This window comes from Rhodococcus opacus B4, from assembly GCF_000010805.1.
In the GTDB taxonomy this organism is placed as follows: domain Bacteria; phylum Actinomycetota; class Actinomycetes; order Mycobacteriales; family Mycobacteriaceae; genus Rhodococcus_F; species Rhodococcus_F opacus_C.
The window spans coordinates 179,585-204,133 of sequence record NC_012522.1 but is presented as its reverse complement, the minus strand read 5'-3'; the positions used below and the strand labels follow the sequence as shown (position 1 = coordinate 204,133).

The following is a 24,549-nucleotide window of genomic DNA, read 5'->3' as shown; positions in this document are numbered from 1 at the left end:
TCGATCGTTCTCCGCAGGTCGAGTACCCGGTTTCGCCGCACTCACACCGCCGCGGCCGTGACCGGGGATTGTTTCGTTCGACGCGTGGATGGGGAATGCCTTCCGTATGACCTACGAATCAGCTGGGGAGCCGACTCGCGTCGTCGTCGTCGTCGTGGGCAGCGGCTTCGCCGGCTTCGAATGCGCACGCGCCCTCGCGCGCCGCCTCCGGGGGACCGAAGCCCGCGTCATCATGATCTCGCCCCACGACTACATGCTCTACACGCCACTCCTGCCCGAGGTGGCGGGCGGAATCCTGGACGCACGGTTCGTCACCGTTCCGCTGTCCGAGGCGCTGCCGGACGTCGAACTGGTGACGGGACGTGTCGACGCCGTCGACTTCGAGGCCCGCACCGTGCACGTCACCGACTGCGAGCAAGGTTTCGAGCAGGTGGCCTGGGACCGGGTGGTGCTCACTCCCGGATCGGTGACCCGACTGTTCGACATTCCCGGACTCGCCGAGCACGCCAGGGGGCTGAAGACTCCGGCCGAGGCGCTGTACTTCCGCGACCAGCTGCTCACCCAGATCGAACTGGCCGAGCGGGACACCGATCCCCGGGTCGCCGACGCCCGCCGGACGGTCGTCGTGGTCGGTGCCTCCTACGCGGGCACCGAACTCACGGCCCAGCTCCGGGCCCTTGCCGATGAAGCCGCGTCCCGCCGCAACCTCGACCCCGCGAAGATCCGGTTCCTGCTGCTCGACGTCGCCGGCTCGGTGATGCCCGAGGTGGGGGAGAAGCTGGGAGACAAGGTGCTGGACGTGCTGCGCTCCCGCGGCATCGACGTGCGACTCGACACCACCCTGACGGAACTCGGACCCGAACACGTCACACTCGACGACGGAACGGTCGTTCCCACCCGCACGGTCGCCTGGGTGACGGGCGTGACCGCCAGTCCCCTCGTCGACACGCTCGGACTGCCCACCGAGAAGGGCAGATTGACGGTGCGCCCCGACCTCTCGGTGGACGGGCATCCCGACGTCTTCGCGGGCGGCGACGCCGCAGCGGTTCCCGATCCGAAGAACAGCGGATCGATCACCCCTCCCACCGCGCAGCACGCCGTCCGGCAGGGGCAGGCCCTCGCCCGCAACGTCGCGGCGAGCCTCGGCGTCGGCGACGCGAAACCGTACACCCACCGCGACATGGGCCTGGTGGTGGATCTCGGCCCGGGGTTCGCCGTTGCCAACCCCCTCGGCATCCAGCTGTCGGGGTTCCTCGCGAAGGTGGTCACACGGGCATATCACCTCTACGCCATGCCGAACGCCGCCAATCGCTGGGCCGTCGCGCTCGCCTACCTCACCGATCTGATCTTCCCGCGTCCACTCGTGTCGATCGGGCTCGTCACCGACTCGGAGTCACCGTTCGCGGCCGGTGAGGAAATCGGAGCGCAGGCCTGAACTGTCGGAAAGGAACAGATGATGAGTGACAGCAAGAAGGAATTCGTGGCCCTCCGCCTCGACGAGGTGATCCACGAATGGGAGGCGAACGCACCCGCCGGCGGTTCGGGATCGGAGGGGCCGCTGGTCACAGCGCAGCGGCATCGGGCCGAGATCGACAGCGCGAGCGACGACCGGGTCGACGAGATCGCTGAGGCGTATCCCGAGATCGCGCAGGCGTGGTCCTCGCGCGGCGCCTAGTTCCCCAAGAGTGCTGACAACGGGCTGGACTCGAGGTGGTCCAGCAGGTCCTGTGCGTCCTCGAACACGGCCACCGCGCCGGCTTCCGTCAGTTCGGCGCGGGAGATTCCGCCACTGAGGACACCGACGAACGTGACGCCGGCCCGCGAGGCCGCCTTGGCGTCCCACACCGCATCACCCACCATTACCGCGGAATCTGCCGACACGGATGCACGGTCCATCGCGGCCCGAAGCACTCCGGGATCCGGTTTCGCGTCGTCGACGTCCTCGGACGAGGTGGCGTGCGCGATGAACGAGTCGACCGACAGGACCTCCCGCAGCACGTCCAATTCCTCCTCGGGGGCCGATGTGGCGAGGACGACCTGCACACCGCGCCCGTGCAATTCCCGAATCAGGTCCCGGGCTCCGGCCAGTGGCCGCATGCTGTCCCGCGCGCCGAGGTAATACGTACTGTGAAGATCCTTCGCGCGCTGCCCGAGCATCCGCGCGTCGTCTCCGAGCAGCGATTCCAGGAGCAGCGACGAGTCCAACCCGATCGCGCGGTGCACCCGCCATGCGTCCACGTCGTGCCCGACCTCCCGGAACGCCCGCTGCCACGCCCGCACGTGCAGGTAGTTGGAATCGACCAGCGTGCCGTCGACGTCGAACAGCGCCGCTCGAGTGGAAGATGGGGTTTCCGAGGACATGCGCTCGAGCAAACCACAAGCCCAGGTCCGCGGCCACCACAACGTGACTCACGTTTTCGATAGGGTCGCCGAGGGTAAGCGCGAAGAGTCCGTCCAGTACTCGTTCGAGGGAGTGGTCGTCATCGAGGCACATCGCGACACATCGGCTTCGGCTTCGGAAGTGTGGTCCGTTCTCGCCAACGGGTGGTTGTACCCGTCCTGGGTGGTCGGGGCGACGCGCATGCGTGCCGTTTCCGCCGACTGGCCCGCGGTCGGAAGCCGCCTACACCACTCCGTCGGGTCCTGGCCCGCGCTGATCGACGACTCCACCGAGGTTCTCTTCGCCGAGGAGAACCGTGAACTTCGGCTGCTTGCCCAGGTATCACCCACGAAAGCAGTGGTCCGGCTCCGGTTGGAGCCGCGCGAATCCGGCTGCCACCTGGAGATGTCCGAGGCCGCAGCGTCTGCGCCGTTGACCTGGGTCCCACGGATTGCGCAGGACCTGGCGGTGCTCCCGCGCAATCTCGAATGCCTGCGCCGACTTTCATTCCTCGCCGAGCGAAACACGAAACCCTGACGTCGTGACAGTGCAGACAGTCGACGCCGTTGTCATCGGGGCCGGACCCAACGGGCTGGCCGCGACGGCCACTCTTGCCGCGGCGGGCTGGGACGTCGTGCTCCTCGAACAGCAACCGGAACCGGGCGGCGCGGTGCGGTCCGCGGAACTCTTCCCGGGTTTCCGCACCGACCTCTTCAGCGCGTTCTATCCGCTCGCGGCGGTGTCCCCGGCGATCCGGCACCTCGACCTCGGGGGCGTGGGACTGCGGTGGAGTCGGGCCCCCGCCGCGGTCGGGCACCCGAGGCATCCGGACGACGACGATGCTCCACTGATCCGCCGGGATCCGGCCGACACCGCGGCCGACCTGGAGCGCCGGCAACCGGGGGACGGGCAGGCGTGGCTCCGGCTCTTCGAGCAGTGGAAGGACGTCAAGGAGCCGTTTCTCGACACCCTGTTCCGCCCGTTCCCACCGGTCCGGGGTCCACGACGACTGCTGTCCCAACTCGGCACCGCGGAAGCGTTGCGGTTCGTGCGTTTCCTGATGTTGCCTGCGCGCCGGATGACGCACGAGTTGTTCGACGGCGACGCTGCCCGAGTGCTGTTGCTGGGTAACGCAATGCACGCCGATACCCCTGTCGATTCGCCAGGAAGCGGGGTCATGGGGTACCTCCTGACCATGCTCGCGCAGGACGACGGGTACGTCGTCCCGGTCGGTGGTGCCGGCGCTCTCTCGGCCGCGATGGCGGAGCGGGCGAGACGGGACGGCGCACACGTGCGGTGCGGCGAGGAGGTGACGTCGATCGAGGTCAGCGGGGGAGCGGCCACCGAGGTCCGGACAGCGGGCGGTGACCGCTACCTGGCCAGACGCGCCGTGCTCGCCGACGTGTCGGCACCGGCGCTGTACGGACGGCTGCTCGATTCCTCGGTAGTCCCCGTGGGTGTGCGCGCCGATCTCGAGAAGTTCGAATGGGATACCCCCGTCGTGAAGGTGAACTACGCACTCGACCGGAAGATCCCGTGGCGGTCCCGGAACCTCGAATCCGCGGGAACGGTGCATTTGGGCGCCGACGACGACGGGTTGGTCCGCTGGATGGCCGACCTGACGACGGGGGTCGTCCCGGAACGCCCGTTCCTGCTGTTCGGTCAGATGACGACGTCGGATCCCAGCCGTTCCCCGGACGGAACCGAAAGCGCCTGGGCCTACACCCATCTGCCGCGGGGAGTCACCGACGACGAATCGGCGGAGCGGCTGGCGCACCGAGTGGACGCCATGCTCGAATCGCACGCGCCGGGGTTCGCGGAGCGAGTGGTCGGCCGCAACGTGCAGCGCCCCGGCGACCTCGAAGCGAGCAACGCGAACCTGCACGGCGGGGCCGTCAACGGCGGCACCGCCCAGTTGTATCAGCAGCTCGTCTTCCGCCCGACTCCTGGTTCGTCCGGGCCCTACACGTCCATCGACCGGCTGTACCTTGCCAGTTCCGCCACCCACCCGGGCGGCGGTGTCCACGGGATGTGTGGATACAACGCGGCCCACGCAGCCCTGGCCGACGACGGACGGTGGGGATGGGCGCGGAAGAAGGTCCGTGGCCGCATCCTCGACCTCGTGGCCGCCCCCGACGGGCAGCAATCGCCGCGACACCGCTGACGGTCAGGAACTCGCGGCGTCGATGCGCGCAAAGAGCCACCGCGGACCGACCGTGACGGCTCCGAGCGCCTCGACGCGCGCCCGGAGCCCACGGTCTGCGGTGACGACCGTGATCTGCCGTTCGCCGTCCTTCTCAGCGGCCACGACGTCGACGATCGCGTCGTCGCCCGAACCGTGCGCCGACACCACCCGCAGGCCGTTCAATTCCCGATTCGGGTCCCCGGCAACCGCGGCCTTCGCCGCACCCTCGATCACGACCACCACCTCGGCGGGCTGGTCCAGATGCTGTTCCAGGGCGTCCAGTTGGACGAGCAATCGCCGGGCTGCACCGGCCCGATCACGCCACCAACCGTCGGGCCGCGAGCCGACGACGTTCGCCGCGTCCACCACGATCAGTCCAGTCCTGTTGTCGGCCATTTGCCCAGTGTTCCCTTTCCGGACGCCGGATTCGACGGGTCTCCCGAACCGGGCAACTGTGGGTGCTATGACAGAGGTGAAGGTGCGTCGTGGCGAGGAGGCCGAAATGGACGTCCGCTTCGTCTCCGACGACGGTGTGCGCTCGTGCGCGGCGACCGAACTGAAAGAGTTGCTCGACCGGCCCGACGGATTGGTCTGGGTGGACATCCCGACCTGGGACGATCAAGCACACGACACGTTGACGACTGTTTTCGATTGTCATCCTCTCGCCGTCCGGGATTCGAAGAACCGCAATCAGGTGCCGAAGGTGCACCGGTACGTGGACCAACTCTTCGTGGTTCTGCACGCGCCGCAGTCGGGAGCACACGGGCACGTGCACTATGTCGAACTGGACCAGTTCATCGGTGCCCGCTACCTGGTCACAGTGCACGGCCCCGTGAACCCGGCGATCGATCCCTCGACGGCGATGGTCGAGGTGAATGTGGTGCTGAGCCGACTGGAGTCGGGCAAGTTGCGGCCCGGCACGGCATTCGAGTTGTCGTTCGCGCTCCTGGCCGCGCTGACGGCGCGGATGCGGGCCTACACCGCCGAACTGACCAAGGACGTGTGGAAGCTCGAGCAACAGGTCACCGGCGGGCACCTCGGTGATCCGGAAACATTCCTCGACGAGATGTTCCGGGTCCGGCACGGTCTGCTCACAGTCGGCACCATGGCCGCGTTGAGCGGGGAGGTGTACGGCAGGATGGTCACCATCGAGGCATTCGGGGCAGGCAAGGGACAGGACCTCCTACTCGACGCGGTCGACCAATTCCAGCACCTGACGGTGATGGCCAGGGGACAGAAGGATTACCTGCAGGGCACGATCGAGTTCTACCAGGCGCGCACGAACACCAAGATGACCATCGCCGCGGAACGCCTCGCCGTCATCGCGGCTGTCACGCTGCCGATCACCGCCCTGTCCTCGATCATCGGGATGAACGTGATTGTGAACGAACGGACGCAGTGGCCCGCGGTAGCCGTGATCGTGCTCGTCATGCTCGCCATGTCCGGGGCACTGCTCGTCTGGGCGAAGCGCAAAGGCTGGTTCTGACGCGCGAGTGCGCCGCGGTGAGTAGGCGAAGTTGGGTGGGGACGGGGCCGGGTGAACATTCCTCGACGTCGCGTTGCGTGGGGCGGTTGTGTGACTGGAGGGACGCCGGAGACCGAGGAGAACGTTTCGCGGTGATGGGGGAGTAAAGCCACTGGCGCGGGGGGCCGGTTGTGATGTACAACGTACTCGTAAGTTTGTGACTCAGGTCACTCCACCGCAATCACGGGGTACGCCAGCACATGATCCGCACCACGGTGCAACAGCACGATCAGCGCACGATGTCGCCGCCCGCCGAGGAGCCGGCGGCAAAGCACACGCTGCGCCCGACCGTGTACATCGCTTCCATTTCGGCCGCGACCGCGACCGCGCCCGCCATCGTGGTGACGGGCTCCATTCTCGTCGCGGTGGCCACTTCCGTGACAGTGCTCGCCGCCGTTGCTCTTGCCGCGCTCTTGATCTGACCGAACGTCCGCATCGCGGACGACACACTTCGACCACCCCGCGGCTCTCGCCGACGCGGAAGACAGAAAGCACTGGAATGAACACCTTCACGCCCACCTCGGCTCGCAATCGTGGCTTTGCTCCTTCCCGCGGCTCGATGAGCACGGTGGAGATCAAGAACCGCATCGAAGCGATGTTCCGCGAGGACGACGAGCGCGAGTCGATTGCAGTTCGAGCGGAATAGGGGCCGGCACCGACTCTCGAGGACTTCAGCCCCGCACCTCGTCGCGAAGTTGCGAGTCGAGGGAGACCCGCACGAGGGCGGCGGCCAGTTCCGCGACTCGGCCGGGCGGGGCGAGATCGTACAGTGCGTGGGGATCGTCCGGTAGCCCCAGATCGCGCGCAGACTCGCGCGCTCGTGTGTCGAAATAGGGGCGCACCCACGACCACACGTCCTGCACTTCCCGGAGAAAAATATCGGCGCCCACCGGGCCGATCCCGTCGAATTCGGTCAGTAACCGGACCGCGGCGGACGTCGCGTGATCGCAGGCGGAAGCCAGCCGCCGCAGGTCGCCGCCGTACTCCTCGTCGACTCGAACGGCGGCGGCGTGCAAACGGGTAGCTGTGCTTTCGTCGTAGCGAACGTAGTTTCCTCGGCCGAGCGCAGAAATTACAGTGCGACGATCTGCCTCACGCATCGCGCGCGGGCTGCGCAGCCTCGCACGGAACAATTCCCTGGCCGCCGAGACGGCGATCTCCGAGGAAATTCGGGTGCTCAGAAGTAGCGACAGCGTCAGTAGTTGAAAAAGGGGTGTCGGGGTGTCCTTCAGCGTGATGTGCGACGCGGACGCATACGTCGGGCCGGCCTTGTCGAGGAGCATGCGCACGGTCTCCCCAGCACCTGACGTCGAACGCCCGCGGGTGGGTTGCTTCCCCGGCATCGCCGACCCCGATCAGCTGTGCGCGATCTTCTACACCCTGTCGACCGCGTCGTGAAGCGTGCTGCACGTCGGAATCGTGGCGCTCAGTCCGATGGCCTCGATGGGGCGCAGGACCGCTCGATTACCCGCCAGCGCCCACGTAATGTGCTGCCGCCTCGCCGATTCGGCGAACTCGGACAGAATCGACAGTCCCGACGTTCCGACAAAGTCGACTGCGGTCATGTCGACGATGACACGTGCGGACGAGACTCCGTCGGTCAGGCGTGCGAGAGCGAGCGCGAAGGACGGTGCCGCGAGCACATCGATTTCGCCCGAGATTCGTCCCACGGTGGCGTCCGCCTCCGCTGCGAATTCGACGGTCATTCGCAACCCGCGATCGTGGGTGAACGTATCTCCGGTGCAGCGGGTGGCCGGCGACGCCGTCGGGAGAGTTCCGTGGAACCACGTGCGTAACGTTTTCATGACCCTCCGATCGCGCGGAACCTGTCGGTCTCAGTGCGCTGTCGGTGGAAGAACGCACTGGCAGGAGTGCCACGGCGGCGGGGGAGTGCGCGATCCGTACGTCGCACACTGCTGCGGCCTCCAAAAACAATCTGCGGCTGTGTTCTCAACTACGCGCGATCAACACTACGTCTCCACCAGGTGGGCATCAACTGATTGCCGGCACCGTTCGAACTCAGTCGAATTTCGAATTGTGGTGCACGATTACTTCCCGTGCGACGCTGGTGAGCTTGATGTTCATGTCCTGCGACGTCTTGCGCAGCAGTTCGAAAGCCCGATCCTCGGAGATGTCGTGGAATGCCATCAACAGCCCGATGGCTTTCCCGATCTCACGGTTGCTGGCGAGGCCGTCGCGAAGAGTCTGCGCTTCCTGGTGTTCGTGGAGCGCTGTCAGGGTCACCGCCGCGAACGCCGTGATCAGGATCGCCTGATCGATCGATTCGTCGGTGAACTCTCCGGGGTTGTCCGCGAACAGGTTGAGTGCGCCGACCTTGCGTCCGTGAATCAGAAGCCGGAACCCAGCCGCGCCCCGGACGGGCGTCTCGGCAATCGCGCGCCGGGCGAGGCGCGGCCACTGCGTCGAACGCGCGAGTTCGGCCTCCACCTGCGGTGCGTCGTTCTCGATCGCGTCGAGGCAGGGGCCTTCCTGCTCGGCTCGCTCGAGCGCATCGACGTGCGCTGCGACCTCGTCGCTCGCCGCGACGGTGATGTGGCGATCCTTCTGCTTCAGCATGAGGCTGGCATGCGCGCACCCGGGAACCAGAGTTGCCGCGGCATCGCAGATGGCCTGGTAGACGTGATCGAAGTCGTCGCCGTTGTACACCATCTCCGCCAGCTTCGCGAAGACGGCGCTGGGACTGTCGCGTCCCACATGTGCCGCCTCCGAAGGATCATTCGACATGACTTGCCTCCCGAGGTGCGACAACGCGGCGTGAACCGGGCGCCGCAGTTCGAGCGACGTCCGCCCAATTCTGCCAGAACGGCGACAACCGCCGGTGGAGCGAGCCGACGGTCGCCGACCGGGAGCGACCCGGTTCGACTATTGCCGGGGGCTGCGGCCAGCAGTAGTTCGAACGTATATTCGAATACCCTTTGGGGGGTTGGTTGTGGGGCTCGTGGGTGGCACAGGATCTGGAGGAGTTGCGAGCGCTCGCGCCGGAGCGAGGGCGCGACGACGGCGCGGAATGGGGCGGGTTTGTGCCCGGTCGACGGCGCCGCGTCTGCCGTCCGCGGCGCGGCGGTCGGAGATCGAGGCGATCCTCATCGCGCACCTCCGAGCATCCTGAATCGACACCTATCGGGCACGGGTGTAACACCGCAGCGGCGTTGCGCGACTTGTCTGTTAACGCGTTGACACCTACTCGGGTGTTCGGAACGCGTCACTGACGGATGGGGTAGACCATGAAACGTCGCGTGTCAGCACGCAAGGTCGCGCATCGACGGAGAATCGCAGGCAGCCTGGTCGCCCCCGGCGCGCTGGGACTCGCGGCGCTGCTCGCGACACCGTGGTCGAACCCTGGTTCGCCGGCCACGACGGCGACAGCCTTGACCGCAGCGGCCTCGGACGCGTGCTACGACATGGTCAGCATCGCAGTGGCCGGCCGCGGCGACAGCCCGAGGCCGGGCACCCACCAGATGCTCGTGGCACCGGACGGCACGCCCCTTCCCGCGTCGTACTCCAGCAACTACACCAGTCCCTGGATCGATGAGGTGGTGAACGCCCCGCAGCAATCCGTCGGCGGAGGGTCCTACGCCGCGGTCTACATCGAGTATCCGGCGAACATGAACTCGTACGAGGACGCCGTGAACGCCGGTGTCGACAACACCGAAACCGTCATGCGCTCCATTCACGCGTCGTGCCCGGACACGAAGTTCTCGATCGTCGGCTACAGCGAAGGCGCCGATGTCGCGAGACGCGTTGCGATGGAGGTCGGGAACCAGGACGGCCAGGACGGCTCGTACGACATTCTCGATCCCGCGTCCGTTGTCGGTGTCGTCATCCTGGCGGACGCCGGACGCAACCTCGGCGAAGGAGCATTTCCGGGCGCCGAGAACGAATTCCGCAATCCGGACGGTTTCGATCTGGCCTACCAGTCGGGTCAGACCAGCACGTCCGGGAGGGGCGCTCTGCCCGGCACGTCCGGCAGTTTCGGCGCGCTGGACGGGAAGGTGGCGTCGTTCTGCTCGGAAGGCGATCTCACCTGCTCCGCTCCGGAGAACATTGCGTTGCTGCAACTCGCGATCAACGTGGGACGGCAGTTGAACGTCGACGCATTGCAGAAGGAAGGCCTGACCCCGGCGACAGGGCAGGATCTCGCGGTGGTGCTCGGGCAGATCGCTCTCGCCGCGTTCGCGGACATTCAGTCGCAGGACAATTGGATGCAGTCCGACGAGACGTTCCTCGACGTCTTGGTCAAGGTGTCGGATCCGGCGTACAAGCCCGCCGATCCCGTTGCGGCGCAGTCCGACACGCCGACCGGTCCGATCTCGTCCAACCAGGCGGTGGACCTCGTCTACCTGCCCACCAAGGTGCGGAACGAAATCATCGGGTTCATCGCGGACAACCAGAACACGATCCAGGTGGCGATGAGCGATCCGTACCAGCAGACGCTGGGGGAGGGGACCGGACACCACTTCGACTACTGGCGTGACGCGAACGCCGGAAATGGGAGACCGCTGACGTCTGCCCAGTATGCAGCGGCCTGGCTGACGCACCTCGCGCAGGAAGCGGAGAAGGGCGAGGCGCGCTCGGCCGCGTCGCAGCAAGCGACTGCGAAACTCGCCGCCGCCTCGACACCGGACACGGAAGCGGCGCAGGTCGCACCCACCACTACGGCCGGCGCTAAGAAGCCCGCGCTGGCGAGCGACGCGGTCAGTGCAACCACGACGACGACCGGTTCACCGGCGCCCACGACGGTCGCGTCCACGACTTCGCCCGAACCGACGACCGCCGAACCGACGACAGCCGTGGAGGTGGCGACGCCCAACACGACGTCGCCGCCTGCGGCGCAGGCCGTTTCGGAATCGTCCGCGGTGGCGACCACCACCGCCGAACCCGCGGCGAGCACGGCAACGGAGTCGGCGACCACCACGCCGGTAGTCACCACGACGACGGTGCAGCCGGCGGCCGGGTGAGTGCGGTCAGCCCTGGCCGGCTTCCCGGGCCGCCCGTTCGACGCGGGCACGGTAGCTCTCCCACCACGTGCGCTCGGCTGTAGGCAAGTTGTCGTTGTCCGCCCTCAGCCCGGCAGTTCCGTCGACGAGTTCACGGACGATGTCGGCGTGCCCCGCATGCCGGTGAGTTTCGGCGATCACGTGCACGAGAATCCGATGCAGCGTGACGTCGCGGCGGTCTTCCGGCCAGTGCCGTATTCGTCCGGGCGCGTCGATCGGCAGCGCCCGGACGGTGGCGTCGGTGTGCTCCCACGCCTGGCGGTACTGGCCGACGACGTAGTCGCGTGACTCGTCGGCGGTCGCCCACATGTCCACGTTGTCTTCGGCGTCGTCTGTCACCCACGGTGGGAAGTCGACGCCTCGGCCGAAGGGCTCCCCGAAGTAGCCGATCTCGACGCCGGTCAGGTGTTTGATCAGACCCAGCAGGTTCGTACCGGTCGCGGTCATCGGTCGGCGGATGTCGTACTCCGACAATCCGTCCAGCTTCCACAGCAGAGCGTCTCGCGCGGCCTGCAGGTAGTCGTGGAGGTCCGCCTTCGGATCGGTCAATGCCCTTCCTGATCGGTCAGCGTCTCGCCTTCGAGTGCTTTGACGCGCCGCCGTTCGAGGAGCACCAGCACGGTGCCGAGCACGAGGCACAGAACACAGGCGATGCCGCCGATCAGCGCCCAGCCCTCGAATCCGTAGCCCGCCGCGACCAAGGTCAACCCGAGCACGGCGATTCCGGTGGCGATCAGGATGTAGCCGGGCCAGTTCCGGCCGTCGGTGATCGCCTCACCGACGTGATTGCGCATGGTGTGGGCGTCGTCCTGTGGGCGGAATTCGGAATTCAACTCACGGCTGGGCCCGTTGTCCGGCTGATACGTCACAACATTCCTCCTGGGCTCGAGCGGCAATCCGGGCTCGGTCAGTCGTTCTCGGCGTCGGCGGAGTCTTCCGTCAATTCTGGCGCGTTCTCTCTCGTGGCCATGCCGCCGTCCTTGCCGTGATCGGCTGGGCCCGGGCGGCCGCCCTTCGGTTCGTCCTTCTCGTCGCGCGTGCTCTCGGACACGATCACCCTCTCCTTCCGCTGCCTCCGTTTCGCCTACCCGGAAGCGGGGAGACCAAAACGAGAGGCTCACCGATGCCGCGATAGCAGGATTGCGGCGAAGCCCCAGAGTCCGCAGAACATCACCAGCGCCGCAGCGGCCGCGACGGCTCGCGGTAGCTCCAGTCGGCGATCCGCGGGTGATCACCGCGTTCGACTCGGGGGGCACACCATCGCTGGGCGGGAAGTGGTGGAGAGGGCGGTGATCCGGTTGCTGGGGCGATGACCGGACCGGGCGAGGAGAAACCGGGCCTGCCCATTGTGTGATGGGCAGGCCCGGTTCCGCAGTCGGGCGTTTAACGTCGCCCGGTCACGAGTTTGACCAGGAACAGGAGTATCACCGCGCCGAGGAGGCAGGTGAAGAAGCTGAACCAGAGACCGCCGCCTTCCACGTCGGTGCCGAAGAGGCTGAGGATGAAACCGCCGAGTAGTCCGCCGACGATTCCGACGACGATGTTGAGGACGATCCCCATCTGGGCGTCGGTCTTCATGATCTTGCTGCCGATCCACCCGGCGAGACCGCCGATGATGATCCAGCCCAGAATTCCCAGTCCTAGCACGTATCAGTCCTTTCAGGGGTGAGTGTCGTCCGGCGGTGGCCGGTTGTCACTGTTCGGCGCGCTGGCGTGCTTCCTGTGCCTCGGCCTTGCCGCGGGCCTTCTCCGCTTCGGCTTCCTTCGCGGCTGCCTCGCGCTGGGCGGCGGCTTTGTCCTGCTGCGCCTTGCCCTCGCGGGTGAGGTCGTCCTGGCCGGACACCGCGCCCGCGGCTTCCTTCGCCTTGCCCTTGACGTCTTCGACGACGCCCTTGACGGCCTCTGCCGGTCCGCTGTTGTTCTCAGCCATGTTCGTCACCTTTCGGTAGTGGGTGGGTAGGCCGGTCCGTGCTCACCGCGCTTGCGAGGCGGCCTGCTTCTCGGTGTTCGCACCGTTGGTGGAGAGGCCGCCGCCGGAGTTTTCGAGGTGGGCGCGCACGAACCACTGGAACTTTTCGAGTTCGCCGGTCTGGCCGATGAGGAGGTCCTCGGTGATCGGGTCGAGGTCGCCCGTCTCCGCGATCGCCTTGCGGTTGTCCTCGACGACGCCGCTGTACACGAGGTCGAGGGCACCGAGGTGGGCCTGCGCCGTGTCGCGGTTGACCGAGTAGTCGTCCCACGTGCGGTCGCGGGTGATGGCGGCCGGCGTGCCGTCCGGCGACTTCCCGAGGGCGGCGATGCGCTCGGCCACCGCGTCCGCGTATCCGCGCACCAACTCGACCTGCGGGTCGATCATCTCGTGCACGCCGATGAAATTCGGACCCACCACATTCCAGTGAATGTGCTTGAGCGTCAGATGCAGGTCGTTGTATGCGCTGAGCCGCTTCTGCAGGATGTCGGCGACGCGCGCTCCCTGATCGTCGGAAAGACCTGGCACGGTGAACTTCGACATTCTCGGTCCTCTCGTTCGCTTACTGACTGCCTGCGGAACCCCGAGGCTTGGATGCCCCGCTCGGCCCCCGGCGGGGCGGCGCTTGGTGAACTCACCGCGTACCCTGACGGAAGGTCTCGAATCACGGGCCCCTGCCTCGCCGGTGACATCCGGTCGTGTCGCTCGAGCGTTCTCGACTCGAAAGTTCCGACGCTTCGAGCGTACTACAAAATCTATGTCGAGCAAGCCAGATCTTCTGTGGCTGTCGATGTGGATGCGTTGTGTCCGCCAGATCTCGATTGTGCAAACGCTCGGCCCGAACCGTCCCGCACGCGAGAGCGACGCACTACTTTCGGGTTGATTCGGCCAGGGGGCCGAAGGTACGCACGCCGAGGAGGAGCAATGCTCAACGTGGCTCTGCTTGTGGTTCTGCTCGTCGCGAGCCTGGGGGGCGGCGCCGCGCTCCACGGCCTGGCCGATCGGAAGACGGCACGATGAGCGCCGGCGACACACTGCCTGCCCGTCCGTCGACCGCCCTGCGGACCGGCACGGTGCGGTGGTTCAACGCCGACCAGGGTTTCGGGTTCCTCGCCCCGGCCGACGGATCCGACGACGTCTTCGTCCACGTCTCCGAAATCGCCGGCGACGGTCACCGCATCCTCGTGGAGGGACAGCGCGTCAGCTTCACCGTCTGCCGCACCGACACCGGCAACCAGGCACGCGACGTCCGGATCGCCTGAGACCTACGGAATCGGGTTCGTCGAACCACACGTCAGGGCCGCATTCGCACTTTCGTTCGCCGGCGGGTTGAGGGCCGCGGCAGCTGGGTACGCTGCCGGGAGTCGCAGAAACCGACGACACAGACGTGGAGTGCAGATGGCCGAGGTCGGCGAGGTTAGACGAATGAAAACGAGATCCGGTGTGCCCGTGGAACTTCGTGTGGCGGCGGAGTTCGAACAATTGCCTGTGGTGCGCGCCGTGGCGGAAACTCTCGCCGTTCTGGGAGACTTCACGCTCGACGACGTCGCCGATATCAAACTCGCCGTGGACGAGGTGTGTTCGGAACTGATCGCGGCTACGCCGGGTAGCGCCGAACTGACGTGTTCCTTCGCCGTGACGGAAACCGGGTTGCACGTGACGATCAGTGCACCCCTCAGTCGACGCGGCGTGCCCAACCGGGAGAGTTTCGGCTGGCATGTGCTCGAGACGTTGATGAACGCGGTTTCGGTGTCGGAGGGGCCCGTCGGCAACGGGTCCGTCGAGCGGACCGTGGCGGTGGAACTGGTCAAATACCGGGGCACCAACTAGTGTCACCGGTTTCGGAACGCAGCGAACGGCACCGTCCCGGCAGAGACGACTACAAGGACGTGGCGCCCGCCGTGGCGCGCCTGCGAATCTTGGAGGAATCGTCCGGGGAGGCGTCCGCGCTGCGCGACGAGATCATCACACGTTGCCTTCCGCTGGCCGATCACATCGCCCGCCGCTTCGGCGGCCGCGGCGAGGCGCACGAAGATTTGCTGCAGGTCGCCCGGCTGGGGCTGGTGAAGGCGGTCGACCGATTCGACCCGGACCGCGGCTTCGACTTCGTGTCCTACGCGGTACCCACGATCATGGGTGAGGTCCGCCGCTACTTTCGCGACACCGGCTGGTCGATGCGGGTGCCCCGCCGCATGCAGGAACTCCACGCGTTGATCGCCAAGGCCGTCGACGAACTGTCGCAGGAACTGGGTCGGTCGCCGTCGGCCAGCGAGATCGCCGCCGAACTCGAACTCGACGTCCGGGAAGTGTCCGAGGGCCTGCTCGCGAAGAATGCCTACCAAACCCTGTCGATGGATGCGGCCATGGGAGATGACCCCGACGACCTACCCCTCGCCGAGACACTCGGCGAAGAGGACCCCGAGCTCGCGAACGTGGAGAGTCACGCCTCGGTTCGGCCGGCGCTGGAGAAACTTCCGCCGCTCGAACGCCGAGTGTTGATGCTGCGCTTCTTCGGATCGATGACCCAGACGGAAATCGCCCAGCGCGTGGGCGTCTCGCAGATGCAGGTCTCGCGGATCCTGGCACGCACCCTGTCCGGGCTGCGGGAGCAGCTGGGCGGCGGCTGAGCGCGCTGTCTCGGCTCGTTCGAACCGACTCGGGTGAACCGGCAGAGCCGGGGACGGGATCGGTGGACGAAGTCGGTTCCCGGGTCGAGTAAAGTCTTCTCGACGGTAGAGACAACTGCTGCGTTCGTTCAGTGGGTGTCCTGTCGGTTACACCCGGAATCCGAGGTGTATCCGAGAATGTCCGAGACTGCGGGTGAGCGCCCTGAGTCGATGTCCCCTGATCTCGACGGGGGGACGATCGCTGCCCAACTGGGCTCCCTGGCAACCGCGTTGGACGAGTTCAACTGGAACTCCGGCTCACAGGTGGAGATGGGCCTGCTGCTGCAACGGGTCTGCGAACAGGTGGTGGACGCGATCGCCGACGCCGACATGGCCGGAGTGTCGTTGCTGCGCGACGGACTCGTCGAGACGGTCGCCTACGCGGACGAGACGGTCCGGCAGATCGACATTCAGAGCTTCCAGGCCATCGACGGCGACGACTACTTCGGCGTGGCGGGCAGCCGGAAGGTCGTCAAGGCGACGCGCGGGGAAGCCGCGGCCCGGTGGCCGTCCCTGGCCGACAACCTGGACCAGGCGGGAATGCGCAGTTTCCTGTCCGCGCCGCTCGCGGTGGACGAGGCCCTGGCCGGGACCCTCGACATCTACGGGCGGGGCGATCACGGTTTCAGTGAACTCGACGCCGTCGTGCTCCTCGTCTACACCACGGCGATCGAAGGATTGCTCAGGAGCGCGCGCAGCGTGGAGTTGGCCAGGAACGAGGTGACGGGTCTCACGCGGGCCATGAAGACCCGTGCGGTCATCGAGCAGGCCAAGGGGATCGTGATGGCACTGCGGGGTGTGTCCGCGGACCGGGCGTTCGAGATCCTCGTCGCGCAGTCGCAGCAGGAGCACGTGAAGTTGGCGGAGGTGGCGCGCCGCATCGTCGAATCGGTCACGAATCCGGAGTGAGGCCGGCCGGGACGGTGTGATCAGTCGGCCGCGTTCGGGTCGAGTGCTCCGAGGAAGGATTGCGCCCACCGGTGCACGTCGTGGTCGAGCACCTGCCGGTGCAGCCGCGACATTCTTCGCCGTCCCTGCTCTCGCTCCTGGCCGAGTGCGGCCACGATCGTGTTCTTCACCCCGTCGAGGTCGTGCGGGTTCACCAGGTAGGCGCCCCGGAGTTCGGCGGCGGCACCCGCGAATTCGCTGAGTACCAGCGCACCGCCCAGGTCGGCCCGGCAGGCAACGTACTCCTTGGCCACGAGATTCATCCCGTCGCGCATCGGGGTGACGAGCATGACGTCGGCGGCGAGGAACAGCGCGATCAGCTCGCTGCGATCGACCGGCTGGTAGAGGTAGTGCACCACCGGCCGGCCTATCTGCCCGTGGTCGCCGTTGATGTGGCTGACCTGCTCCTCGATGGAGCTGCGCATCTTCATGTAGTGCTCGACGCGTTCACGGCTGGGGGTGGCGAGTTGCACCATCACGGTGTCGGACGGGTCGAGCCGCCCCTCGTCGAGCAGTTCACCGAGCGCCGACAGCCGCAGGTCGATGCCCTTCGTGTAATCGAGTCGGTCGACGCCGAGGAGGATCTTCCGTGGGTTCCCGAGCTCCCGGCGGATCTCCGCGGCCCGTTCGACGACGGCGGGCTCGGTCGCCTGTTCGACGAGTTTCCGGGCGTCGACGGAGATGGGGAAGGCGCCGACGTGCACGACTCGGTCGTCGAGTGTCACCGTGCCGAGTGCGCCGCGCACGCCGACGCCCGCGGTGGTGGCGTCGAGTCCGAGCAGTCTGCGGGCCAGGAACAGGAAGTTGTGGGCGCCCCCGGGCAGATGGAAACCGATGAGGTCGGCCCCGAGGAGCCCCTCCACGATCTCCTTTCGCCACGGCAGCTGCATGAACAATTCGACCGGCGGGAACGGGATGTGAAGAAAGAATCCGATGGTCAGATCGGGGCGCATCTCCCGGAGCAGGCGCGGCACCAGCTGGAGTTGATAATCCTGCACCCACACCGTGGCGCCCTCGGCGGCGGTGCGCGCCGTCTCCTCCGCGAAGTGGCGATTCACCTCCAGGTAGGTATGCCACCAGTCCCGGTCGAACACCGGGGCCACCAGCACGTCGTGGTACAGCGGCCACAGCGTCGCGTTCGAGAACCCCTCGTAGTACCGGGCCACCTCGTCCGAACTCAGTTCCACCGGGAACAGATCGACCCCACCGGAGACGATCGGTTCGACCTTCGTATCGGGCACCCCCGGCCAGCCCACCCAGGATCCGCGCTCCCGTCCGAGGAGGATCGGTTCCAGGGCGGTGACGAGCCCTCCGGGACTGCGTTTCCAGCGTGTCGTTCCGTCGTCGAGTGTCTCCATGTCCACGGGCAGCCGGTTGGCGACGACCACGAAGTCGGACGTGCCGTGCGGAGCAGAATCGTTCACGCCGAGCGCCCACCCTGCCGCATTCCACCGGCGACCAGCCGAAACGCGTCCTCGAGGTCGGTGCAGAAGGGGATGGCCGCGGCCATGTTCATCGCCGTCAGCGGTCTGCGGAGTGCGTTGTTCCCGGTCACCGCCCACGGCACGGCGAGCCGGTGCGCGCGGGCGGACATGATCTCGAGAACCGGCAGGGCCGACGCGCAGAAGAACTGCACGTCGGTGAGGTCGAGAACGAACGGCAACCGTTCGTCGATCGCTTCCTCGAGATGACTCCCGAACGACGGGAGAGTGGTGACGTCGATGTCACCGGAGATCCGGACGACGAGGATCCCGTCGGCGGCGGGTGCACTGTCGACGGAGAGCCGCCCGTGCTCGGGCTCGACGGCCCAGCTGAACAGTGCCGGTTTCTCTGCGGGGGCGCGGCGCGTCGGTCGCGCTCCGAGAACAGTCTTCATGTCGTTTCCTCACGATCGAGCATCGAAGGAGACAGGCACGAAAGAAGGCGCGTGAACCGTGCCCGTCCATTGCGGCTGGGGGCTCAACCGTGCAGGACTCCGACGTTACCCCATCCCGGCAACGGCGGCGGGGGCTTTCGCCTCGCGGGGCACCGTCACCGCGGGTGAATACTCCGGGTTCCGTTGCCCTGCTTCTAGTTTCGCTCTCGATGATTCACTATTGCGGTCGGCGCCGTTTCTTCTTGTGCGAGCTGTCGCAGAAGGGGGCGATGCTCGTCCGACCGCACCGGCACAGGGCCACGGTGGCCCGGTCACCGCCGATCGGGTTACCTTCGGTGTCGAGGATCCGCGCCGCACCACGCACCAGGAGCGGGCCGTCCGGGCACACGGTGATGGTTACGTCGGATTCGCCGGCCCCGGAAAGGGGAATGGAGTTCATATGACCACCTTGCACTCTCGGTCGGCGTCGGGCACGGCGCCGCAGGCGGGAACGTCCATGCCCTGTCCGGCTCCGCGCGGTCCCGTCAGCGGTCTCCTGTTCCCCATTCTGCGCGGAGACACCGCCGAGGCCGAACCGTTCGTGACGGCGGCGCTCGCCCTCGCATCGGCGGAACGCGACGACCCGCGGGCGTTTCTGTTCGACGAGGACGCGCAGATCTGTCTGACCGCACTGTACGAACTGCACCTGCAGGGCATAGCCGGGGTCGACGACCGGTGGGAGTGGGACAGCGACCTGATCTTCGCCCGGTCGGCGCTGGAGGTGCCGTTCGATGCCGCGATCCGCGCCCTCGCGGATCCGCCGACGGCTGTCGGCGACGTGGTGGCGGCGCTGTGGGAGATGACCGCCCCCAGCACGGCGCCGGGACTGTCCGGATACATGGCCCACGACGCGGATCTCTCCCAGTTCCGGGAACTGCTGATCCACCGCTCCCTCAACCAGTTGCGTGAGGCGGATGTGCACACGCTCGGCATTCCGCGGCTCGCGGGCGCACCGAAGGCGGCGCTGGTGGAGGTGCAGTCCGACGAATACGGCGGCGGCCGACCCGAGCGGATGCACTCGGCGTTGTTCGCGACGACGATGCGCGAACTCGGACTGTCCGACGGGTACGCGCACTACGTCGACGCGGTGCCCGCCGTGACGCTGGCATCGCTGAACGCGCTGTCGCTGTTCGGCCTCCACCGCAGCCGGCTCGGCGCCCTGGTGGGGCACCTGTGCGCGGTCGAGACCACGTCCGCGTTGCCGAGCAAGAAGTACGCCGCCGGACTGCGTCGTCTCGGATTCGGGAAGGCGGCCACCCTGTTCTTCGACGAGCACGTGGAGGCCGACTCCGTGCACGAACAGATCGTGTGCCGGGACCTCGCCGGCGGGTTGGTCGCCGCCCGGCCCGCGGCGGCCGACGACGTCCTGCTGGGGGCCGCGGCGTGCCTCGCGTTCGACGACCTGGTCGGCGACCACGTCACCCGATGCTGGGAGCGTAATCGCACGTCCCTGCGGCAACCGGCCGGGTAGCGGCCGGTCAGGTGCCGGACGCGGCGACCGCGTTCTCCAGATCGGTCAGCGACGTCTCCAGGTGCGTGATGATCCGCTGGAGATGCGGGACGGCTTGCCGATCGCCCACCACGCCGACATCGAGCTGACCGGACCGGCTGGTGAGGGTGATACTCAGCGCCTGACCGCCGAGGACCGTCGGTGCCGGGTACACCGCGTCCAGGCGGGCGCCGTTCCAGTACCGCGGCCGCGACGGACCGGGCATGTAGGAGATCATGACGTTGAACGGCGGGGGAGTGTCGTCCACGAACCGGCGGACCGGTTCGAGCAGGATCGGGCTGATCGCCAGTGCGCTCATCACCTGGAACTGGGTGTGGCTCAGCGCGCCGAACACCCGATTGGTGTGCTCGACGGACTCGCTGATGCGGGCGAGGCGGGCGGCCGGGTCCGCTTCGTCGGTGGCCAGCCCGACGACCATCGCGCCGACCCCGTGGTCGCGGCCGCGTGGCCCGATCATGGTGCCGCCGAGGTCGAGCGGGACCGGCAGCATCGCAGTCAACGGCGCTTCGGGCAGCGCGTACTGCTCGACCAGATAGTGGCGCAGCGCCCCCGAGCACATCGCGAGCACCACCGCGTTGATCGTGGTGCGGGCGGCGGCGGCCACCGACACCAGCCGCCGGATCGGCCACGACCGCGCCGCAAGTTTCCGGGCCCGGCCGACGGGAACGTTGAGCATCGTGGGCGGCGACTGCAGCGGAAGCGTCAGATGCTGGTCGCGGACCCCGTCGTATGCGACTTTCGCGAGCGCGGGCAGCACCCCCACGATGCTGGTGGCCGCCCGCACCCCGGCCCGGACCGCGGCCACGGGCAGCGCGGATTCGCGCCGCGACGTGCCGGACACGCCGGGCGTCCACGGTGCGGGGCAGTCGCGGGCGTCGGGGTCGGTGGACAGGGCGTGGTGGAGCAGTCGCAGCCCCGCCGGTCCGTCCATCAGGGACAGGTGGATCTTCGAGAAGACGGCCGTCCGCCCGTCGGCGAGCCCTTCGATGACATGGATCTCCCACATCGGGTGTTGCGGATCGAGCGGCATGCCGTGCATCTGGGACACCAGCGACAGCAGGTCCTCCATTCGGCCCCGCCCCGGCACCGCCGTGTGCCGCACGTGGTAGCCGAGGTCGACGCGGTCGTCGACGGACCACCACGGGTAACTGGCGCCCCGGAGCGGGCGGACGGCGCGCCGGCGGAACGTGTCGGACGCACCCTCCTGCGAGATCAGCGCCTCGAACATGAGCCGGGCGTGATCGGGTCCCGATTCGCGCGGCGGTTCGAACAGTTCGAGCGCACCCATGTGCATGGGGTGCGAGGGTGTTTCGAACAGCACGAACATCGCCTCGGTGGGACTCATCACCGACATGCAGCGCCTCTTTCTCCTGCTCGGGACACGACCCCGAGCATGCCCCGGCGCATCCCACGTCTCCAGGGTAAGCAGAACATGGAAACTTCTTCCACAGGGCCGTTTTCGCGTCGCGCCCGCTCAACCGCGGTCGAGCTGCGGAAACACCGTCTCGCGGGCCAGGAGCAGAACGGCGGCGGCGACGGGAATCGCGAGCAGCGCCCCCACGATCCCCAGCAGTGCTCCGCCGATGAGGACGGCGACGACGGTGACCATCGGGGGCACCTTGACCGTTCTGCCGATGATGCGGGGAACGAGGAGATAGTCCTCGAACAGGCGGAGGGCGATGAAGAAGACGACGGTCGCCAGCGACACCGGGAGCGAGACGGTGAGGGCGACCAGTGCTACCACGACACCAGCGAGGGTGGAACCGACCACCGGAATCAGATCCAGCACGGCGACGAGGACGGCCAGCAACAGTGGGTAGGGGACGTCGAAGGCGACCAGCCACACGAAGGTGAGGACCGCGGTGATCAGTGAGATCAGGAGGTTCCCGAGCACGTAGCCGCCGACCTTCGCGAAGATCTCGTCGCCGATCAGAATCGTGCGCGGCCGCCGCGAGTTCGGGGCCAGGCGGTACAGGGACGCCCGGATGTGCCCGAAGTCGGCCAGGAAATACGCGGTGAGCACGACCACGATCACCGTGCCGCTGATGGCGCTGAACACGAACTTGCCCGCACCGACGATCCCGCCGAGCACCATCGGCGCATTGCCCGCGTCGAGCGCGCGGCGCAGTTCGTCCTGCAGATGGAAGCGGGCGCTCAGTTCCTGCAGGACCGGGTAGCGCTGCTCGAGGTGGCCCAGGTAGTCGGGGGCGTTGTGGACGAGAGCGGCGCCCTGGGTCACCATCGGCGGGATCGCCGCGGCGAGGAACCCGGCCAGCATCGCGAACGCGACCACGAAGACCGTTGCGACGGCGGCCCATCGGGGAAATCCGTGACGCACCAGCCAGGACACGGCCGGTTCGAGACCGATCGCGAGGAAGGCGGCGACGGCGATGAGCACCAGCACCCCGCGGGCGGCGAGGACGACCTCGATCAGCGCGTACGTGACGGCGACACCGGCGGCCCCGGCCATGCCGATGAAGAACGGGGACCGGCGGTCGAAGCGCGGACCGGGTCTGCCGAGCGGGTGCGCCGCCGTGCTGATCCGTGCCGCGCCCTGCTCCGCGGCGACGATCGGCTGCTCCTGGGCGGAGGAATGCGGTTGGGCCACATTGTCGTCGTGGCCTTCGGCGCCACCGGTCACGGTCGGCGGACGACTCTGTCCCGCCGTCCGCCGCCGGCGGCGTTGCCGATGCGGGGACAGCGATCCGCAGCGGCCGGTGCGACGGCACTGTGCGGGCCCGGCAGTGCCGGTGTGGAACGGCAATAGTCGTCGATCAATTCCGCCGCACGTTCCGCGCACCCGGCCGGCGACGGCATCCGGCCGAGGCCGAGGCCGTCGATCACGATAACGCTGCGGCGACCCAGTCCTTCGACGCCGAGCGACCAGCCGAAGGTCCGGTTCCAGGCCAGTACCGCGTTGCGACCGGGCAGATAGTGCAACCGGAACGGCAGCACGAGGACGGCGTCGAATCCGTCGCACTCCCACCAGTCGATGGAATCGGCGTGAACGCTCCTGGCCACCGTGTGGATGTAGTCCCGAACGGTGCGGGTGTCGGCAATGCCTGTTCCGCTCTTCATCGTCCACCGCCTCAGCTGTTTGACGATCGACATACCCGGCCCCGCGACAGTTGAAACTTCACCCACCGGTGGGTGTTCGAGGGGCGCAGCGCGCCGGTGTGCGGGTAGCCTCGCCGCATGCCGTACTTGGAACGCTCGGGTGATGTGTTCGTCCTGTACTTCGGGGAGGAGGGGGAACGGGACAGCGAGAACGCCTTCCATCCGGACTGGATCGTGAGTGTCGACGGTCTCCTCGATCGGGTCGAGCAGCACGACGGCCCCGCCGCGCTGGTGACCACCGCGGTCGGAAAGTTCTACTCCACCGGTCTCGACACCGCCTGGGTCCTCGCCAACACCGACAAGCTGAACTCCTACATCGACCGGGTGCAGGCCCTGTTCGCGCGGATCCTCACGTTCCCGCTGCCCACCGTGGCCGCGCTGACCGGGCACACCTTCGGCGGCGGCGCCATCCTCGCGGCCGCCCACGACCACCGGGTGATGCGGGAGGACCGCGGCTACTTCTGCCTGCCGGGGATCACCATCGGGGCGAGTTACGCACCCGGCAGCATCGCGCTGCTCGCGGCCCGCCTGCCCGCGCGGGCGGTGCACACCGCCCTGGTGACCGGCCGGCGGTATGGCGGCGTGGCGGCGAAGGAACTCGGATTCGTCGACGAGGTCGCCCCCGAGCAGCAGGTGCTCGCCGACGCCGTCGCACACGCGCAGGGACTCGTCGCGACGCGCGGCCGCACGCTCGGCGAGATCAAGTCCTCCCTCTACGCGGACGCCGTCGTCTCGCTGCGCACCCCGGTCGCGAACCTCGAGACGCAGGAGGCGTTGAACGGCGGCTGACGAAGTCACCGCGCACGCCGAGGGGTGCCTGCCGGGAAAACGGGTACTACTCCCGCGAGGAGCGGGGCGTCGGGCCTCCGTTCCCACTTGCACCCCGGAGGCGACCATCATGAAACGCGTACCGACACTTGTCCTGCCGATCCTGCTGGCCATCCTCGCGCTGGCCGCGTGCGGAAACGACAGCGACGACTCGTCCGCGTCGTCCGAGTCGGAGCACGGCGGGAACCACATGATGACCGACATGCCGTCGATGTCGATGCCGATGTCCATGCCGGCAGGTGCACGGGAGATCGTGATCAGCGACTTCAAGTACACGCTGCCCGGAACGTTCGCACCGGGAGAGCAGGTCACCGTCCGCAACGACGACACCGCCGAACACACCGTGACCGCTGACACCGGCGATCTGTTCGACGTCGAGGTCGAACCGGGCGCGGTCGCGACGTTCACGGTGCCCGGCCAGCCGGGCACGTTCGCCTTCCACTGCACCTACCACCCGAACATGGTGGGCACGCTCGAGGTTCGGTGAC

At 67.5% G+C, this 24,549-nt stretch carries 32 protein-coding genes; 15 read left to right on the top strand and 17 right to left on the bottom strand.

The features are described from left to right. Positions 1–106 precede the first annotated feature (106 nt). Together ROP_RS01075 and ROP_RS01070 are read left to right on the top strand one after the other, a co-directional pair. The gene (locus ROP_RS01075; protein ID WP_012687491.1) at positions 107–1,435 is read left to right on the top strand and encodes an NAD(P)/FAD-dependent oxidoreductase; all 1,329 of its coding nucleotides are present in this window, start codon (positions 107–109) and stop codon (positions 1,433–1,435) included. 21 nt (positions 1,436–1,456) lie between these two features. Continuing rightward, a complete protein-coding gene (locus ROP_RS01070; RefSeq protein ID WP_043824002.1) occupies positions 1,457–1,675 on the top strand; it encodes a hypothetical protein in 219 nt (72 codons plus the stop codon). Here ROP_RS01070 and ROP_RS01065 read toward each other — a convergent pair. Then, positions 1,672–2,361 carry an HAD family hydrolase gene (locus ROP_RS01065; RefSeq protein ID WP_012687489.1) on the bottom strand — a complete coding sequence of 230 codons (690 nt, stop codon included), beginning with the start codon at positions 2,359–2,361 and terminating at the stop codon, positions 1,672–1,674. The two genes, ROP_RS01070 and ROP_RS01065, sit on opposite strands and share 4 nt — an antisense overlap. A 160-nt stretch (positions 2,362–2,521) precedes the next feature. On the opposite strand from ROP_RS01065, the gene ROP_RS01060 reads away from it, so the two are divergent. Together ROP_RS01060 and ROP_RS01055 are read left to right on the top strand one after the other, a co-directional pair. After that, positions 2,522–2,917 (top strand): SRPBCC family protein, encoded by a 396-nt coding sequence (locus ROP_RS01060; protein ID WP_419789290.1) that lies wholly within the window; start codon positions 2,522–2,524, stop codon positions 2,915–2,917. A gap of 4 nt (positions 2,918–2,921) precedes the next feature. Beyond that, entirely contained in the window at positions 2,922–4,544 is a 1,623-nt protein-coding gene (locus ROP_RS01055) for a phytoene desaturase family protein (protein ID WP_012687487.1), read from the top strand. A 3-nt stretch (positions 4,545–4,547) separates the two neighbouring features. Here ROP_RS01055 and ROP_RS01050 read toward each other — a convergent pair whose 3' ends face one another. After that, entirely contained in the window at positions 4,548–4,961 is a 414-nt protein-coding gene (locus ROP_RS01050; protein WP_012687486.1) for an NYN domain-containing protein, read from the bottom strand. Positions 4,962–5,067: 106 nt separating this feature from the next. On the opposite strand from ROP_RS01050, the gene ROP_RS01045 reads away from it, so the two are divergent. The 3 genes from ROP_RS01045 (at position 5,068) to ROP_RS43140 (ending at position 6,736) form a co-directional block, all read left to right on the top strand. Next, complete coding sequence (locus ROP_RS01045) at positions 5,068–6,051, top strand: magnesium transporter CorA family protein (RefSeq protein ID WP_012687485.1); 984 nt, start codon at positions 5,068–5,070, stop codon at positions 6,049–6,051. A gap of 239 nt (positions 6,052–6,290) precedes the next feature. Further along, positions 6,291–6,512, top strand: a complete 222-nt coding sequence (locus tag ROP_RS01040) for a hypothetical protein (protein WP_012687484.1) — start codon at positions 6,291–6,293, stop codon at positions 6,510–6,512. Between the two features lie 77 nt (positions 6,513–6,589). Beyond that, complete coding sequence (locus ROP_RS43140) at positions 6,590–6,736, top strand: hypothetical protein (protein ID WP_158306500.1); 147 nt, start codon at positions 6,590–6,592, stop codon at positions 6,734–6,736. Between the two features lie 25 nt (positions 6,737–6,761). Here ROP_RS43140 and ROP_RS01035 read toward each other — a convergent pair whose 3' ends face one another. The 3 genes from ROP_RS01035 to ROP_RS01025 all read right to left on the bottom strand — a co-directional run bounded on the left by ROP_RS01035 (position 6,762) and on the right by ROP_RS01025 (position 8,835). Further along, positions 6,762–7,433 carry an endonuclease gene (locus ROP_RS01035; RefSeq protein ID WP_012687483.1) on the bottom strand — a complete coding sequence of 224 codons (672 nt, stop codon included), beginning with the start codon at positions 7,431–7,433 and terminating at the stop codon, positions 6,762–6,764. Between the two features lie 30 nt (positions 7,434–7,463). Beyond that, on the bottom strand, positions 7,464–7,796 hold the full coding sequence (locus ROP_RS01030) for an STAS domain-containing protein (RefSeq protein WP_012687482.1): 333 nt from the start codon (positions 7,794–7,796) through the stop codon (positions 7,464–7,466). Between the two features lie 313 nt (positions 7,797–8,109). Beyond that, entirely contained in the window at positions 8,110–8,835 is a 726-nt protein-coding gene (locus ROP_RS01025) for a GAF and ANTAR domain-containing protein (RefSeq protein ID WP_012687481.1), read from the bottom strand. A gap of 500 nt (positions 8,836–9,335) precedes the next feature. On the opposite strand from ROP_RS01025, the gene ROP_RS01020 reads away from it, so the two are divergent. Then, positions 9,336–11,069, top strand: a complete 1,734-nt coding sequence (locus ROP_RS01020) for a cutinase family protein (protein ID WP_012687480.1) — start codon at positions 9,336–9,338, stop codon at positions 11,067–11,069. 6 nt (positions 11,070–11,075) lie between these two features. On the opposite strand, the gene ROP_RS01015 is transcribed toward ROP_RS01020, so the two are convergent. From ROP_RS01015 to ROP_RS00995, 6 genes are all read right to left on the bottom strand, one after another. Continuing rightward, positions 11,076–11,657 (bottom strand): DinB family protein, encoded by a 582-nt coding sequence (locus ROP_RS01015; protein ID WP_012687479.1) that lies wholly within the window; start codon positions 11,655–11,657, stop codon positions 11,076–11,078. Then, the gene (locus ROP_RS01010) at positions 11,654–11,977 is read right to left on the bottom strand and encodes a hypothetical protein (protein ID WP_012687478.1); all 324 of its coding nucleotides are present in this window, start codon (positions 11,975–11,977) and stop codon (positions 11,654–11,656) included. The genes ROP_RS01015 and ROP_RS01010 overlap by 4 nt, the downstream gene beginning before the upstream one ends. A 38-nt stretch (positions 11,978–12,015) precedes the next feature. Continuing rightward, positions 12,016–12,159 carry a hypothetical protein gene (locus tag ROP_RS43395; RefSeq protein WP_162471086.1) on the bottom strand — a complete coding sequence of 48 codons (144 nt, stop codon included), beginning with the start codon at positions 12,157–12,159 and terminating at the stop codon, positions 12,016–12,018. A gap of 332 nt (positions 12,160–12,491) precedes the next feature. Further along, a complete protein-coding gene (locus ROP_RS01005) occupies positions 12,492–12,755 on the bottom strand; it encodes a GlsB/YeaQ/YmgE family stress response membrane protein (RefSeq protein ID WP_012687476.1) in 264 nt (87 codons plus the stop codon). A 46-nt stretch (positions 12,756–12,801) separates the two neighbouring features. Beyond that, positions 12,802–13,038 (bottom strand): microaggregate-binding protein 1, encoded by a 237-nt coding sequence (locus ROP_RS01000; protein WP_005570747.1) that lies wholly within the window; start codon positions 13,036–13,038, stop codon positions 12,802–12,804. 42 nt (positions 13,039–13,080) lie between these two features. Continuing rightward, positions 13,081–13,620 (bottom strand): Dps family protein, encoded by a 540-nt coding sequence (locus ROP_RS00995; RefSeq protein ID WP_012687475.1) that lies wholly within the window; start codon positions 13,618–13,620, stop codon positions 13,081–13,083. A gap of 473 nt (positions 13,621–14,093) precedes the next feature. Between ROP_RS00995 and ROP_RS00990 the strand changes: the two genes are divergently transcribed. The 4 genes from ROP_RS00990 to ROP_RS00975 all read left to right on the top strand — a co-directional run bounded on the left by ROP_RS00990 (position 14,094) and on the right by ROP_RS00975 (position 16,652). Next, positions 14,094–14,339, top strand: a complete 246-nt coding sequence (locus ROP_RS00990; protein ID WP_012687474.1) for a cold-shock protein — start codon at positions 14,094–14,096, stop codon at positions 14,337–14,339. A gap of 136 nt (positions 14,340–14,475) precedes the next feature. Beyond that, positions 14,476–14,907, top strand: coding sequence for an ATP-binding protein (locus tag ROP_RS00985; protein WP_012687473.1), 432 nt, complete (start codon positions 14,476–14,478; stop codon positions 14,905–14,907). After that, on the top strand, positions 14,907–15,704 hold the full coding sequence (locus tag ROP_RS00980) for a SigB/SigF/SigG family RNA polymerase sigma factor (RefSeq protein WP_012687472.1): 798 nt from the start codon (positions 14,907–14,909) through the stop codon (positions 15,702–15,704). The genes ROP_RS00985 and ROP_RS00980 overlap by 1 nt, the downstream gene beginning before the upstream one ends. 177 nt (positions 15,705–15,881) lie before the next feature. Further along, positions 15,882–16,652 carry a GAF and ANTAR domain-containing protein gene (locus tag ROP_RS00975; protein ID WP_012687471.1) on the top strand — a complete coding sequence of 257 codons (771 nt, stop codon included), beginning with the start codon at positions 15,882–15,884 and terminating at the stop codon, positions 16,650–16,652. Positions 16,653–16,672: 20 nt separating this feature from the next. Here ROP_RS00975 and ROP_RS00970 read toward each other — a convergent pair whose 3' ends face one another. The 3 genes from ROP_RS00970 to ROP_RS00960 all read right to left on the bottom strand — a co-directional run bounded on the left by ROP_RS00970 (position 16,673) and on the right by ROP_RS00960 (position 19,006). Then, complete coding sequence (locus ROP_RS00970; protein ID WP_012687470.1) at positions 16,673–18,115, bottom strand: alpha,alpha-trehalose-phosphate synthase (UDP-forming); 1,443 nt, start codon at positions 18,113–18,115, stop codon at positions 16,673–16,675. Further along, the gene (locus tag ROP_RS00965; RefSeq protein WP_012687469.1) at positions 18,112–18,567 is read right to left on the bottom strand and encodes an STAS domain-containing protein; all 456 of its coding nucleotides are present in this window, start codon (positions 18,565–18,567) and stop codon (positions 18,112–18,114) included. Before ROP_RS00965 ends, ROP_RS00970 begins: the two co-directional genes overlap by 4 nt. A 217-nt stretch (positions 18,568–18,784) precedes the next feature. Beyond that, positions 18,785–19,006, bottom strand: coding sequence for a CDGSH iron-sulfur domain-containing protein (locus tag ROP_RS00960; protein ID WP_012687468.1), 222 nt, complete (start codon positions 19,004–19,006; stop codon positions 18,785–18,787). On the opposite strand from ROP_RS00960, the gene ROP_RS00955 reads away from it, so the two are divergent. Beyond that, positions 19,007–20,077 (top strand): iron-containing redox enzyme family protein, encoded by a 1,071-nt coding sequence (locus ROP_RS00955; protein ID WP_012687467.1) that lies wholly within the window; start codon positions 19,007–19,009, stop codon positions 20,075–20,077. Between the two features lie 7 nt (positions 20,078–20,084). Here ROP_RS00955 and ROP_RS00950 read toward each other — a convergent pair whose 3' ends face one another. The 3 genes from ROP_RS00950 to ROP_RS00940 form a co-directional block, all read right to left on the bottom strand. After that, complete coding sequence (locus tag ROP_RS00950) at positions 20,085–21,470, bottom strand: WS/DGAT/MGAT family O-acyltransferase (protein ID WP_012687466.1); 1,386 nt, start codon at positions 21,468–21,470, stop codon at positions 20,085–20,087. 120 nt (positions 21,471–21,590) lie between these two features. After that, entirely contained in the window at positions 21,591–22,757 is a 1,167-nt protein-coding gene (locus tag ROP_RS00945) for an AI-2E family transporter (protein ID WP_012687465.1), read from the bottom strand. Continuing rightward, positions 22,754–23,194 (bottom strand): DUF6292 family protein, encoded by a 441-nt coding sequence (locus ROP_RS00940; RefSeq protein ID WP_043826129.1) that lies wholly within the window; start codon positions 23,192–23,194, stop codon positions 22,754–22,756. Before ROP_RS00940 ends, ROP_RS00945 begins: the two co-directional genes overlap by 4 nt. 117 nt (positions 23,195–23,311) lie before the next feature. Between ROP_RS00940 and ROP_RS00935 the strand changes: the two genes are divergently transcribed. Beyond that, on the top strand, positions 23,312–24,022 hold the full coding sequence (locus tag ROP_RS00935) for an enoyl-CoA hydratase/isomerase family protein (protein ID WP_012687463.1): 711 nt from the start codon (positions 23,312–23,314) through the stop codon (positions 24,020–24,022). Between the two features lie 109 nt (positions 24,023–24,131). After that, positions 24,132–24,548, top strand: a complete 417-nt coding sequence (locus ROP_RS00930) for a cupredoxin domain-containing protein (protein WP_012687462.1) — start codon at positions 24,132–24,134, stop codon at positions 24,546–24,548. Position 24,549 lies beyond the last annotated feature (1 nt).